The sequence below is a fragment of the Micromonospora sp. C51 genome, assembly GCF_018070435.1.
Lineage (GTDB): Bacteria > Actinomycetota > Actinomycetes > Mycobacteriales > Micromonosporaceae > Micromonospora > Micromonospora sediminimaris.
In genome coordinates, this window is the sequence record NZ_JAGPXQ010000001.1 from 280896 (window position 1) to 293344 (window position 12449).

13 protein-coding genes and 1 riboswitch are annotated in these 12449 nt (G+C 71.5%); of the genes, 1 reads left to right on the plus strand and 12 read right to left on the minus strand.

Annotation, left to right across the window (positions count from 1 at the left end; translation table 11 throughout):
• Positions 1 to 2: 2 nt before the first annotated feature.
• From urtD to KBX50_RS01375, 5 genes are all read right to left on the minus strand, one after another.
• The gene (gene urtD, locus KBX50_RS01355; protein ID WP_210933878.1) at positions 3 to 776 is read right to left on the minus strand and encodes an urea ABC transporter ATP-binding protein UrtD; all 774 of its coding nucleotides are present in this window, start codon (positions 774 to 776) and stop codon (positions 3 to 5) included.
• Entirely contained in the window at positions 773 to 1942 is a 1170-nt protein-coding gene (gene urtC / locus KBX50_RS01360; protein ID WP_210933880.1) for an urea ABC transporter permease subunit UrtC, read from the minus strand. Before urtC ends, urtD begins: the two co-directional genes overlap by 4 nt.
• A complete protein-coding gene (gene urtB, locus KBX50_RS01365) occupies positions 1939 to 2826 on the minus strand; it encodes an urea ABC transporter permease subunit UrtB (RefSeq protein WP_210933882.1) in 888 nt (295 codons plus the stop codon). The genes urtC and urtB overlap by 4 nt, the downstream gene beginning before the upstream one ends.
• Positions 2827 to 2890: 64 nt before the next feature.
• Positions 2891 to 4135: an urea ABC transporter substrate-binding protein gene (gene urtA / locus KBX50_RS01370; protein WP_210933884.1), complete on the minus strand. Its 1245-nt coding sequence runs from the start codon at positions 4133 to 4135 to the stop codon at positions 2891 to 2893.
• A gap of 456 nt (positions 4136 to 4591) precedes the next feature.
• Positions 4592 to 5719: a substrate-binding domain-containing protein gene (locus KBX50_RS01375; RefSeq protein ID WP_247672882.1), complete on the minus strand. Its 1128-nt coding sequence runs from the start codon at positions 5717 to 5719 to the stop codon at positions 4592 to 4594.
• Positions 5720 to 5815: 96 nt separating this feature from the next.
• Between KBX50_RS01375 and KBX50_RS01380 the strand changes: the two genes are divergently transcribed.
• Positions 5816 to 6262, plus strand: a complete 447-nt coding sequence (locus KBX50_RS01380; RefSeq protein WP_210933888.1) for a MarR family winged helix-turn-helix transcriptional regulator — start codon at positions 5816 to 5818, stop codon at positions 6260 to 6262.
• A 177-nt stretch (positions 6263 to 6439) separates the two neighbouring features.
• Here the strand turns inward: KBX50_RS01380 and KBX50_RS01385 are convergent, their stop codons facing one another.
• Genes KBX50_RS01385 through KBX50_RS01415 form a run of 7 tightly spaced genes read right to left on the minus strand, consistent with a single transcriptional unit; the run spans position 6440 to position 11897 of the window.
• The gene (locus KBX50_RS01385; protein ID WP_307870798.1) at positions 6440 to 7405 is read right to left on the minus strand and encodes a maleylpyruvate isomerase N-terminal domain-containing protein; all 966 of its coding nucleotides are present in this window, start codon (positions 7403 to 7405) and stop codon (positions 6440 to 6442) included.
• Complete coding sequence (locus KBX50_RS01390; protein WP_210933890.1) at positions 7383 to 8165, minus strand: urease accessory protein UreD; 783 nt, start codon at positions 8163 to 8165, stop codon at positions 7383 to 7385. Before KBX50_RS01390 ends, KBX50_RS01385 begins: the two co-directional genes overlap by 23 nt.
• The gene (ureG, locus tag KBX50_RS01395) at positions 8165 to 8938 is read right to left on the minus strand and encodes an urease accessory protein UreG (protein WP_374224557.1); all 774 of its coding nucleotides are present in this window, start codon (positions 8936 to 8938) and stop codon (positions 8165 to 8167) included. The genes KBX50_RS01390 and ureG overlap by 1 nt, the downstream gene beginning before the upstream one ends.
• Entirely contained in the window at positions 8892 to 9575 is a 684-nt protein-coding gene (locus KBX50_RS01400) for an urease accessory protein UreF (protein WP_210933894.1), read from the minus strand. The genes ureG and KBX50_RS01400 overlap by 47 nt, the downstream gene beginning before the upstream one ends.
• On the minus strand, positions 9575 to 11278 hold the full coding sequence (locus tag KBX50_RS01405; protein ID WP_210933896.1) for an urease subunit alpha: 1704 nt from the start codon (positions 11276 to 11278) through the stop codon (positions 9575 to 9577). The genes KBX50_RS01400 and KBX50_RS01405 overlap by 1 nt, the downstream gene beginning before the upstream one ends.
• Complete coding sequence (locus KBX50_RS01410) at positions 11275 to 11598, minus strand: urease subunit beta (RefSeq protein WP_210933898.1); 324 nt, start codon at positions 11596 to 11598, stop codon at positions 11275 to 11277. The genes KBX50_RS01405 and KBX50_RS01410 overlap by 4 nt, the downstream gene beginning before the upstream one ends.
• On the minus strand, positions 11595 to 11897 hold the full coding sequence (locus tag KBX50_RS01415) for an urease subunit gamma (protein ID WP_210933900.1): 303 nt from the start codon (positions 11895 to 11897) through the stop codon (positions 11595 to 11597). The genes KBX50_RS01410 and KBX50_RS01415 overlap by 4 nt, the downstream gene beginning before the upstream one ends.
• A 401-nt stretch (positions 11898 to 12298) precedes the next feature.
• A riboswitch (SAM riboswitch) is annotated at positions 12299 to 12411 on the plus strand.
• Positions 12412 to 12449 lie beyond the last annotated feature (38 nt).

The window sequence follows — 12449 nt, forward strand, 5'->3', positions numbered from 1 at the left end:
CATCATGCCTCCGTGTGCGTCGGGGCCGACCCGGCGTCGACCGGGTGACCGAGGTAGACCTCCTGCACGCGTGGATCGGCCTGCACCTCGGCGACGGTGCCCTCGCTGAGCACCCGACCGGCGTGCAGCACGGTGACGGTACGCGCGAAGCGGCGCAGGAAGTCCATGTCGTGCTCGATCACCACCACCGTGCGGTCCTGGCTCACCTTCTCCAGCAGCTGCCCGGTGGCGTCGCGTTCCTCGTGGCTCATGCCGGCGACCGGCTCGTCGAGCAGCAGCAGCCGGGTGTCCTGCACCAGCAGCATGCCGATCTCCAGCCACTGCTTCTGCCCGTGGGCGAGGGTGCCGGCGAGCTGGTCGGCGCGGCTCGCCAGGCCGATCACGTCGAGGGCCTCGGCCACCTCGTCGGGCACGCCGTGGCGGCGGCGCAGCAACGTCGCCCAGCCGCGTCGGGCCCCGGCGGCGATGTCGAGGTTCTGCAACACGGTCAGCTCCTCGAACACCGTCGAGGTCTGGAAGGTGCGGCCGACGCCGAGCCGGCTGATCCGGTGCACCGGCCTGCCGAGCAGTTCCCGGTCACCGAAGCGTACCGAGCCGGTGGCCCGGACCAGGCCGGTGACGGCGTCCACCAGGGTGGTCTTCCCGGCGCCGTTGGGCCCGATCAGGAATCGGATGTCGCCCGGCGCGACGTCGAGGGAGACCCCGTCGACGGCGGTGAACCCGTCGAAGCTGACCCGCAGGTCACGCACGTAGAGCCCGTGCAGCTGCCCGGTCATGCCGCCCCCTCCCGCCGCCGAGGTCGAAGACGGCTGAGTCGGCTCGGGCGAGGTGCGCCGTCGTCGCGGCGGCGGGCCAGGCCGATCAGCGACGCCAGGCCGCCGGGCAGGAACGCCACCACCACCACGAACAGCAGACCCTGAAGGTACGTCCAGGTGCCCGGGAAGCGCTCCGACAGGGCGGTACGCGCCCACGCCACCGCGACCGCCCCGAGGACCGGGCCGAGCAGCGTGGCTCGCCCGCCGATGGCGACGCCGATGACGAACTCGATGGACGGCACGATCCCGATCAGCGCTGGGGAGATGATGCCCACCGCGGGCACGAACAGCGCGCCGGCAAGCCCGGCCATGCCGGCGGCGACCACGTACGCGACCAGCTTCACGGTGGCCGGGTCGTAGCCGAGGAAACGGACCCGTTCCTCCGAGTCGCGGACGGCCACCAGCAGCTCGCCGTAACGGCTCTGCATCAGGTGCCGGGCCAGGGCCAGCAGCGCGAGCAGGGTGCCGGCGATGATGAAGTAGACCATCCGCTGGTTGACCGGGTCGTCCAGGTCGTAGCCGAAGAAGCCCTGGATGTCGGTGAGCCCGTTGGTGCCGCCGGTGGTGCCCTGCTGGCCGATCAGCAGGATCACCATGGCGGCGGCGAGGGCCTGGCTGAGGATGGCGAAGTAGGCACCGCGCACCCGGCGGCGGAAGACCAGCGATCCGAGTACGAAGGCGACCGCCATCGGCAGCAGCACCGTGGCGGGCAGGGCGAACCACGGGCTGGCGAACGGTCGCCACCACAGTGGCAACTCGTCGAGTTGCCCGTACAACATCATGAAGTCGGGCATGTTGCCCGGACCCGCGTCGGCGAGCTTGAGGTGCATGGCCATCGCGTAGCCGCCGAGGCCGAAGAAGACCCCCTGGCCGAGGGTGAGCATGCCGCCGCGACCCCAGGCCAGGCCGATGCCGACCGCGACCATGGCCACGCAGAGGTACTTCGCCAGCAGGGAGAGCCGGAAGTCCGACAGCACCAGCGGCGCGACGGCGAAGAGCAGGGCCGCTCCGAAGGCGAACCCGACGGCGGCCCGGTACCGGTGCCGGGACGGCCCGGCCGCCGGTCTGGTCGGTGGTGCCGGCGCGGGGTCGGCGGCGGTGACGGGATCTCGGGCGACGGTGGTCATGCCAGACTCCTGGTGCGCAGGGTGAACAGGCCCTGGGGTCGCCACTGGAGAAACGCGACGATGGCGATGAAGACCATCACCTTGGCGACGCTGAGGGTGGTGAGGTATTCGCCGGTGGCCTGGAGCACGCCCAGGGCGAAGGCGACGATGACGGTGCCCTTGAGCTGGCCGATCCCACCGACCACGACGACCAGGAAGGCGTCGATGATCAGGTTGGTGCCCATGGTGGGACCGATCGGCCCGAGCAGGGTGAGGGCAACGCCGGCGATGCCGGCCAGGCCGGAGCCGATGAAGAAGGTCATCCGGTCGACCCGGGCGGTGGGGATGCCGGAGACGGCGGCCAGGTCCCGGTTCTGCACGACGGCCCGGATCCGGCGCCCCAGCGGGGTGACCCGCAGGGCCAGGGTCAACGCGACGACGGCGCCGCCGGCCAGCGCGAGGATGAACAACCGGTTGTTGGCCACGGTGATGCCGCCGGGCAGCGCGATGTTGCCGGTGAGCAGTTCCGGTGCGCGGGTCTGCACGTTGGGGCTGCCGAAGATGTCCCGGGCGAGCTGTTGCAGGATCAGCGACACCCCCCAGGTGACCAGCAGGGTGTCCAGTGGGCGGGCGTAGAGGCGACGGATCAGCAGGACCTCCAGCAGCACACCCATCGCGCCGGCCACCACGAAGGCGACCGGCAGGGCGATCAGCAGCGACCAGCCGGCCGCGGTGATGACCTGTTGCAGGACGTATGTGGTGTAGGCCCCGGCCATGATGAACTCGCCGTGGGCCATGTTGATCACGCCCATCTGGCCGAAGGTCAGGGCCAGGCCGAGCGCGATGAGCAGCAGCACCGCCCCGATGCTGACGCCGGTGAAGAGTTGGCCGATGAGAACTGTCACGGTGCGTACTCCGAACTGCTGGTGGGGGTGGGTCCGGACGGCCGCGCCGCCCGGACCCACCGGGTCAGCTCAGGCCACCGGCCCACGGGTAGCTCTTGAGGTACGGATCGGGGGTGATCGGTTGGCCGGAGTTCCAGACCTCGGTGATCAGGCCGTCCGCACCGACCTTGCCGACGCGTGCCGTCTTGGCGATGTGCTGGGTGGCGCCGTCCACGGTGACCAGGCCCTCGGGTGCCTCGAAGGTGATGCCGTCGGAGGCCTCCCGGACCTTCTCCACGTCGAAGGTGCCGGCCTTCTCGACCATCGCCTTCCACAGGTAGACCGAGATGTACGCGGCTTCCATCGGGTCGCTTGTCGGCTTGTCCGCCCCGTACTTGGCCTTGTACGCCGCGACGAACTTCTCGTTCGCCGCCCCCGGCGTGGTCTGGTAGTAGTTCCAGGCGGTGAGCTGGCCCTCCAGGTACTGGGTGCCGATGCTCTTGACCTCCTCCTCGGCGATCGACACCGACACCACCGGCATGGTGGCGGCGGTCAGCCCGGCGGACTTGTACTCCTTGAAGAACGCCACGTTGCTGTCGCCGTTCAGCGTGTTGAAGACCGCGTCCGCGCCGGAGGACTTCACCTTGTTCGTGATCGTGCCGAACTCGGTGGAGCCCAGCGGGGCGTAGTCCTCCCCCAGCACCTTCATTCCGTTGGCCTCGGCGTACGCCTTGATGATCTTGTTGGCGGTGCGCGGGAAGACGTAGTCGGAGCCGACCAGGTACAGCGAGGTGGCGCCCTGGGCCTTGAGGTAGTCCAGGCCGGGGACGATCTGCTGGTTGGTCGTGGCGCCGGTGTAGAAGATGTACGGCGACTGCTCCAGGCCCTCGTACTGCACCGGGTAGAACAGCAGCGCCTTGTTCTTCTCGAACACGGGCTTCACGGCCTTGCGGCTGGCCGAGGTCCAGCAGCCGAAGACGGCCGCCACGCGGTCCTCCCGGATCAGCTTCTCGGCCTTCTCCGCGAAGGTCGGCCAGTCCGAGGCGCCGTCCTCGCCGACGGGTTCGATCTTCTTGTCGAGCACGCCCCCGGCGGCGTTGATCTCCTCGATCGCCAGCATGATCGCGTCTCGGACGGTGACCTCGCTGATGGCCATCGTGCCGGAGAGGGAGTTGAGCAGGCCCACCTTCACGGTGTCGCCGGAGACATCGGCGGCGACTCCCGCCGAGGTGTTCCCATCGGTGGTCTTGCTGCCGCACGCGGCCAGCGCGGCCGCGGCGACCAGGGTCATGGCACCCGCCAGGATGCGGCGGCCCCGGATCAGTGTCATCAAATCTCCCTGCGTCGCGCGTGTGACGTCAGTCAGTGCCCGGGAACGGTCGTCGGCCCCGAGTCGAAGTGCGGATCTGTCTAACTGCGGTGCGGTCCGTCGGATCATTGGCGCTGCCCGGTACGGCGGGTGGACACCGGCCCGGGCGGCGATTCGGATATCGGGCAGGGAAAGCTTCGATCCGTTTCATTGCACGGATGTTTCCCAGTCCTCAATAGAGTGTTTCCGCTGGCCCGACCGCTCTGATGGGGGCACGAAAAATGCCGGTGCATCGCCGAGGAGAATCGGCAGAATGACACCGGCACACGATTTTCAGCCGCATTCGGCTGCGCTTTTCCGTCCCTCGCCGGACGGTGGCGATATCCGACGCGACGGTCGGATGCTTCACGTAGGAAGTATCTTGGCCGCCGGCCGGCGGACCTGTCAAGGCACGGTCCGGTCACGCCCCGGCGGCCATCACAGTTCAGTCAGGACGGTGAAGTCCAGGCCGTCGGCCTCGGCCAGGTAGATGCGCTGGCGGACATGCCTGCGGCGCAACCGCAACTCGCCGCGCGGCCCGTCGTACGACACCACGTCGGCGGAGGCCTCCACCGCCCGTACGTCCAGCGTGCCGGCCTTGGCGATCAGGGCGGCCAGCAACATCACACCCTCGTAGCAGGACTCCCCCAGGCTGCCCAGCGGCGGCGCCTCCAAGCCGAAGCGGCGACCGAAGCTGCCGTGGAAGTCGAGGTTCTCCTGGGTCACCAGACCGGCGAAGAAACCCGCCGTGCTGAACAGCCCCCGGGTGTTGGCGGCGCCGCTGGCGAGCAGCATGTTCTCGTCCATCAGGGTACTCAGGCGCAGACAACGCTGGTCCAGACCGGCCCGGGCGAACGCCCGGTTGAACCGGACCGCGTCCGCGCCCACGAGCAGCATGAGCACCGCGTCGGCGTCGCTGTGTTCGATGCGCCGCAGCACCTCGGCGTAGTCGTGGGTCTCCAACGGCAGGAAGTGCTGGCCGACCACGCGTCCGCCGCTGCGCAACGCGTACCGGTGGGCCGCCCGGGTCGTCCGGCGCGGCCAGACGTAGTCGTTGCCGACCACGAACCAGCGCCGCACCCCGAGATCCCCGGCGAGCACCCGCATCGCCGGCCACAACTGCGCGTCCGGCGTCTCGCTGGTCAGGAAGACACCCTCGGTACGCTCGCCCCCCTCGTACAGGGCGGTGTAGACGTACGGCACCCGGTGCGCGATGCGCGGCGCCACCGCCTGCCGCACGGAGGAGATGTGCCAGCCGGTGACGCCCTGCACCGCGCCCACCGACACCAGCGCCTCCACCTCGGCGGCCACCTCGGCCGGCGGCGCCCCGCCGTCGACCGGCACCAGCCGCAGCTCCCGGCCGAGCACGCCGCCGCGCCGGTTCAGCTCCTCGACCGCGAGCTGTGCGCAGAGTTCACAGCTCGGGCCGAACATGCCCGCCGGCCCACGCATCGGATATACCAACGCGATACTGACCACGCCCCGGTCGACGGTCAGCCAGGACGCCCCGGCGGTGATGCTCTCCCCCGCCTGCGGGCGCCCGGACCCCGGTGCCGGCGCGGACATGAACACATGGTGGCCGCCGCCGCTGGTGAAGACCAGTCCTCCCAGTCAGCGGGACATCTCGCTACGATGACACCGCAACCGCGAGGCGGGAGTGCCATGTCAGACCTTCCCGGTTCCGCAGCCGACCTGTTACCCCTGCTCACCCGCGCCGAGCGGCTGCTCTCGCGCCGGGTCGGCGGGGTGCTCGCCGCCGAGTCGCTGAGCATCGAGGCGTGGCGGGTCCTCTGCCTGCTCGCCGACGGTCTCGGTCATCCGATGAGCGAGGTCGCCGCCGAGGCGTCGCTGCCGCCGGGCACGCTGACCAAGCTGGTCGACCAGCTCGTCGACCGCAACCTCGTCTTCCGCCGGATCGACCCGATCGACCGCCGCCGGATCCGCGCCTACCTGACCGCCCGAGGCCGTCGAGAGCACGAGCGCCTCTCCACCCGGATCCGCGACGAACTGGCCGAACTACCCGACGACACCGACCTGGCCGGGCTGCTCGACGCGCTGATCGGACGCTTGGAGCCGGAGCGCCGCCGGGCAACCGCCCGCCTGAAATAGGGGCGGTGTCTTCCCGCCGCATTCGCACCCTCGGACGCGTTCCTGATCCCCCGCAACTTCGGCGAAGTTGCTGCCTCGACTCCCAGCCAGGCGACACTGTCCCGGTAAGTGTACGGATCTCCGGGTCAGCGAACCCGGGAGTTGGCGAGGGCGGGGCAGCTGCACAGACTGGAGCCGTCAGAATGCGCTGATCGTCTCCGGTGCCCGTTCCCGACGGGACAACGCCCGCACCACCGCGAGCGGACCGTGCCGCCAGGTGGCGATCCGGGTGAGCAGGTCACGTGTCAGCTCGGTGGCCGCGGCCGGCATCTCGGGCGTCGGCAGGCCCAGGCTGACCGCCAGATCATCGGTGTGCACCACCAACTCCAGCAGCCGGGTCAGCAGGAAGTCGTCGACGGCCAGTCCCCAGTCGCCAAGGTCGACGATCCGGTGCGGCGGCTGTGCCGACAACGTGCGGCGAAGTTTCGCCAGAACCCCGTCCACCTCCACGGCGAGCTGGGCGGCGTCGATCTCGGCGGCGGCCCGTTCACCCCGTTCGCGGATGTCGGTGTTGTCCGCCTCCTCGGCGCCGGTGGTGACCCAGCCGCTGCCGGTGAAGTGCGCCAGGACGTCGATCGCGGTCTGCCCGGACGGCGCGTCGAGCAGTTCCGAAGTCCGGGTGATCTGGTTGGCGAGGTGCCGGGCCAGGCCGCCGGTCGAGTAGTACGGCAGCGCGCTCGGCGTCGTCCAGCGCTCCGCCAGCACCGGCGTACGCAGCAGCGTGGCGGCGACGTCGGCGGCGGCGAGGTAGGCGTTGCGGGTGGTGACGTCCTGGGGCACCAGGCCCGGGTCGACGCGCAGGCCGAGGTCCGGCTGGCCCAGCCAGTCCAGTCGAGCCGACGTCTGCTCGGCGTGTTCGGTCAGCAGCAGCCGCACGCGGTACGCGGCCAGCAGCATCGCCTGTAGGGAGTCCACCCCGAACGCGGCGTCGACCGCACCGCCGGCCAGCCCTTCGATCTGGAACGGGCAGCACCAGTCACCGCCCGGCAACGGGTCGGGGTGCGGCTTGCCGAAACGAACGACCAGCTCCGACGTGCCGTCGTCAGGAAGAACCATCGCGATCCGCCGCTCGGCGACGATGTCACCCAACTCGTACAACCCCACGCTCCTCTCCCCCGGCCGAGGCAGCGATGGTATCCGCCGCGGTATCGGGTTCGAGGTACTCCCGCAGGGTGTGCGCGTCCGGCGCGGTGGCGCTCCACAGGGTCGCCGGGCCGCCGGCCAGCGGCAGTCGGGCCCGCGTACCGCACACCGCAGCCGACTGCGCCGGTCTGGCCGGGTCCACGATCAGCAGTGAGCCGGTGGCGGGCGCGCCGGCCAGCACCGCCGGTCCGGCCCAGCCGGGAGCGTTCGGCCCGACCGCCAGGGACTGTCGCAGCAGCGGCCTACCGTCCAGGTCGACCCAGGTGTTGATCTCGACGTTGCCGGGCCGCTCGCCGTGTCGGCCGCAGATCAGCTCGTCCCGCCAGTGCAAGGTGCCCCCCGAAGCGACGTCCACCCGCGAGTCGGCGACATGTGCGCAGCCCGCCGCCGCGACCAGCTGCTCGGGCAGCCAGGACAGGGTCGCCCGGTCGGCGACGGTGGCCCGGACCAGCATCCGGGAGACCGCGCCGGGGCGGCCCGGCAACGCGATGGACGCGGCCACCGTGTGCACGCTTACCACCGCGCCGGAGCCGACCTCGACGTCCAGCCGCAGGTCGTCGCCGGCGAGCGGACCGGCCGCACCGCCGACGACGTACACCGCGACACCACCGCCGGGGGCCGGTACCTGGCGTAGCAGCAGCGGGCTCTCGCCGCGCAGTTCGGCCAGGACGGTGTGGCCGCGCCGGTCGGCCCGGGCCACCAGTCGGGCGGTGGCCCGCATCAGGCCTGCCCGGCGGGTACCGGGCCGGCCGGCGTGGACTGCGCGGCCCGGTGGTGGGCCAGTTCGTGACGGATCCACGCGGCGACCTGGGTCGCCAGGGGATCCTCGCTGATGGACTGGAACACCGTTGGCAGGTCGCCCCGGCGGGCACGGGCGTCGCGGTCCATCACGGACAGGTCGGCACCGACCATCGGCGCCAGGTCGATCTTGTTGATGACCAGCAGGTCGGCGGCGGTCACCCCCGGGCCGCCCTTGCGGGGCACCTTGTCCCCGCCGGCCACGTCCACCACGAAGATCTGCCGGTCCACCAGGCCCCGGCTGAACGTGGCGGTCAGGTTGTCGCCACCGCTCTCCACCAGCACCAGGTCCAGTGGGCCCAGTGCGTCGGTCAGCTCGTCGACGGCGTCGAGGTTGGCGCCGATGTCGTCGCGGATGGCGGTGTGCGGGCAGCAACCCGTCTCCACCGCCCTGATCCGGGTCGGGTCGAGCACCCCGGCCCGCTTGAGGAAGTCGGCGTCCTCGGTGGTGTAGATGTCGTTTGTCACCACGCCGAGGCGCAACTCGGCGGCGAACGCCCGGCACAGCGCCGCGACCAGCGCGGTCTTGCCGGAGCCGACCGGGCCGCCGATGCCGACCCGCAACGCCCGCGCGGCAGTCGGCAGCGGGGCGTGCGGGTCGACACCCGGCTCGGGGTGGGTGTGGGGAACGGACTCGTCGTGGTCGAATTCAGGACGCAAAGAGACGCACCTCCCAGGTGGCGTGAGCTTCGGCATGGATGTCGGCGAGCGGAGCGGCGGCGGCGGGCAGCCGCTCCGGTGGTTCCTCGGCGGCGCGGGCCGCCCGCGTCGCGGTGGCGTCGCAGGCACCGGCGAGCCGCACCAGCAGGGCCTGCACCTGGTACGGGTCGAGGCCGAGCAGACGTACGGCGGCACTGGCCGAGCCGGTCACCGTCGCGTGGACGGCGACCGTGGCCACCTGCCCGGGGTCGAGACCGGCGGCGGCACCGACCAGTCCCAGGACCAGGGGCTGGTGTGGCCCGTCCGGCACGGCGGGCAGGTCGTCGAAGGTGGCCGCCGGCCAGATCCGGCGACCGGCTCGCAGCAGTGCGCGCCCCTGCCGGCGGGACACCGACCGCTGCGCGGGCGAGGCGGTCCGGGCGTCCAGTTCGGCGTCGAGTCGGGCCAGCGCGGCGGAGCGGCCGGACGACCAGGCCACGCCCCGAGCCGCCGCCGCGAACGCCGCCGCGACCAGTCCCGCGGTGGCCAATCGACCCCGCAGGTAATCCGCCAGGGTGTCCAGGTCGGTCACCCGGCCAGCGGCGACGGCCGCCTCCAATCCGGCCGAGTGCGCGTGCGCACCGGCCGGGAACCGCCCGTCGGCCAGGAGCAGCAGCATCGTCGCAGTGGTCATCAGAACAGGAAGTACCGCTGGGCCATGGGCAGTTCGGCCACCGGATCCGGCTCCACCACCACACCGTCGATGCGGACCGTGAAGGTGTCCGGATCGACCTCGATGCGCGGCAGGGCGTCGTTCTCCGGCAGGTCCGCCTTGCCGCGCGACCGTACGTCCGCCACCGGCACCACCCGACGCCGCACGTCCAACCGCAGCCCGGCCTCCAGCGCCGCGGGCGCGACGAACGCCAGGCTGGTGGCGGCGGCCGCGCCACCGTACGCGCCGAACATCGGTCGGGGCAGCATCGGCTGCGGCGTGGGGATCGAGGCGTTCGCGTCACCCATCTGCGCGTACGCGATCATGCCGCCCTTGATGACCAGGTGCGGTCGTACGCCGAAGAACGCCGGCTCCCACAGCACCAGGTCGGCGAGCTTGCCCGGCTCCACCGACCCGATCTCGTGGTCGAGACCGTTGGCCATGGCCGCGCAGATGGTGTACTTCGCGACGTACCGGCGGGCCCGGTGGTTGTCGGCGGCCCCGTCGCCGGGCAGGGCGCCCACCCGGGCCTTCATCACGTGCGCGCTCTGCCAGGTCCGCAGCACGACCTCCCCGATGCGGCCCATCGCCTGCGAGTCGGAGCCGATGATGGAGATCGCCCCGAGGTCGTGCAGCAGGTCCTCGGCGGCCATCGTGGACGGCCGGATGCGGCTCTCGGCGAACGCCAGGTCCTCCGGCACCGACGGGTTGAGATGGTGGCAGACCATCAGCATGTCGAGGTGCTCGGCAAGGGTGTTGCGGGTGTACGGGCGGGTCGGGTTGGTCGACGACGGCAGCACGTTCGGCTCACCGGCGACGGTGATGATGTCCGGCGCGTGCCCGCCACCGGCCCCCTCGGTGTGGTACGAGTGGATCGCCCGTCCGCCGATGGCGCGCAGCGTGTCGGCGACGAACCCGGCCTCGTTCAGGGTGTCGGTGTGGATGGAGACCTGCACGCCGGAGGCGTCCGCGACCCGCAGGCAGGCGTCGATTGCCGCCGGGGTGGTGCCCCAGTCCTCGTGCAGCTTGAACCCGCCGGCCCCGGCCCGCAACTGCTCCCACAGCGCCTCCTCCGAGACGGTGTTGCCCTTGCCGAGCAGCAGCACGTTGACCGGGAACGTGTCGAGTGCCTCGTGCATCCGGGCGAGGTGCCAGGCGTTCGGGGTGACGGTGGTGGCCCGGGTGCCCTCGGCCGGTCCGCTGCCGCCGCCGACCAGGGTGGTGACCCCGCTGGCGAGGGCCTCGGCGACAAGTTGCGGGCAGATGAAGTGCACGTGGGTGTCGACCGCCCCGGCGGTGAGGATCCGACCGTTGCCGGCGATCACCTCGGTGGCCGGGCCGATGACCAGATCCGGATGGACACCGTCCATGGTGTCCGGGTTGCCGGCCCGCCCCAGCGCGACGATCCGCCCGTCGCGCAGCCCGACGTCGGCTTTGATCACCCCCCAGTGGTCGAGGACGACCGCGCCGGTGATCACGGTGTCCAGGGCGCCCTCGGCGCGGGTGGCCCGGGACTGACCCATCGACTCGCGGATCACCTTGCCGCCGCCGAAGACCGCCTCGTCACCGCCGGCACAGTGGTCGTACTCGATCTCGATCAGCAGGTTCGTGTCGGCCAGCCGGATCCGGTCTCCGGTGGTTGGCCCGTACAGGGCCACGTAGCGGTCCCGATCCACGACGCTCACGCCTTACCTCCCTCGTCCAGCGCTCCGGCGCACTCGCCGCGCAGGCCCGGCACGATCCGCGCGCCACCCAGCGGCACCAGGTCCACCCGGCGGCTGACCCCCGGCTCGAACCGCACCGAGGTGCCGGCCGGTACGGCGAGCCGCTGCCCCCAGGCTGCGTCCCGGTCGAAGTCCAGCGCCGGGTTGGCCTCGGCGAAGTGGTAGTGCGATCCGACCTGCACCGGCCGGTCACCGGTGTTGACCACCAGCAGCGTGGTCACCGGCCGGCCGACGTTGATCTCGACAGGCCCGGCCGCCGGCAGGATCTCCCCGGGGATCACGGGATCGGGTGGTGCACCGTCACCAACTTGGTGCCGTCCGGGAACGTCGCCTCCACCTGCACCTCCCTCAGCAGCTCGGGGATGCCGTCCTGCACGTCGTCGCGGCCGAGCACGGTGCGACCGGCGGCCATCAGGTCGACGACGGACTCACCGTCGCGTGCCCCTTCGAGCAGGAAGGCGGTGATCACCGCGACGGCTTCCGGATAGTTGAGACGCAGGCCGCGCTCGCGGCGACGTCGGGCGACGTCGGCCGCCACGTGGACGAGCAGGCGGTCCTGCTCGTGAGGGGTGAGATACACGGGTGCTCCCGGTGGATGTCCGCGCTCCCGACGCCGCCGGCCCGGCGCCTCGACGCGCCGGCCACGGTTCGGGGTTCGCCCGCCGGACCGACCCACCACGCGCGTCGGGCCCGGGAGTTCCACCCTCCCGGCCCACGTGGTGGACCACCGGCGGTGTCATCGGATGCGGACCGCACCGCCCACCGCTGAGCAGACCGTAAGGGATCACGCGCTTCCCCGGCAACACCCCCGACGGGCGTACGCCCCCACCCAGCCCGCGTTGATCATGAGGTTGGCGGCAGCTGCGGAGATCGAACATGCCGCCAACCTCATGATCAACCTGGTTCGGGGGCGGGGGGCGGGGTGAGGGTGGTCATATGGGGTGGACGTTGGGCGGGCGGCGGTTGCTAGCCTGGGCGGCAGGTCATGAGTGCCAGCGCCAAGCCCCGGCTCGCTGGCCGGCAACCCTCCTCCGCGCAGGGGTGCCCCGGGTGAGGACCAGGCATCGGAGCGTTCTCCGGTGCAAGCGTGGCCTGGGTGCCCAGGTCATCACGACCTTGAGGAGCGCCATGT

What these genes read in the sequence shown, in the direction of transcription:
- urtD (WP_210933878.1), bottom strand. Translation starts at nt 776, where the DNA reads ATGACCGGGCAGCTGCACGGGCTCTACGTGCGTGACCTGCGGGTCAGC.
- urtC (WP_210933880.1), bottom strand. Translation starts at nt 1,942, where the DNA reads ATGACCACCGTCGCCCGAGATCCCGTCACCGCCGCCGACCCCGCGCCG.
- urtA (WP_210933884.1), bottom strand. Translation starts at nt 4,135, where the DNA reads ATGACACTGATCCGGGGCCGCCGCATCCTGGCGGGTGCCATGACCCTG.
- KBX50_RS01375 (WP_247672882.1), bottom strand. Translation starts at nt 5,719, where the DNA reads ATGTCCGCGCCGGCACCGGGGTCCGGGCGCCCGCAGGCGGGGGAGAGC.
- KBX50_RS01380 (WP_210933888.1), top strand. Translation starts at nt 5,816, where the DNA reads ATGTCAGACCTTCCCGGTTCCGCAGCCGACCTGTTACCCCTGCTCACC.
- KBX50_RS01390 (WP_210933890.1), bottom strand. Translation starts at nt 8,165, where the DNA reads ATGCGGGCCACCGCCCGACTGGTGGCCCGGGCCGACCGGCGCGGCCAC.
- ureG (WP_374224557.1), bottom strand. Translation starts at nt 8,938, where the DNA reads ATGCCGAAGCTCACGCCACCTGGGAGGTGCGTCTCTTTGCGTCCTGAA.
- KBX50_RS01400 (WP_210933894.1), bottom strand. Translation starts at nt 9,575, where the DNA reads ATGACCACTGCGACGATGCTGCTGCTCCTGGCCGACGGGCGGTTCCCG.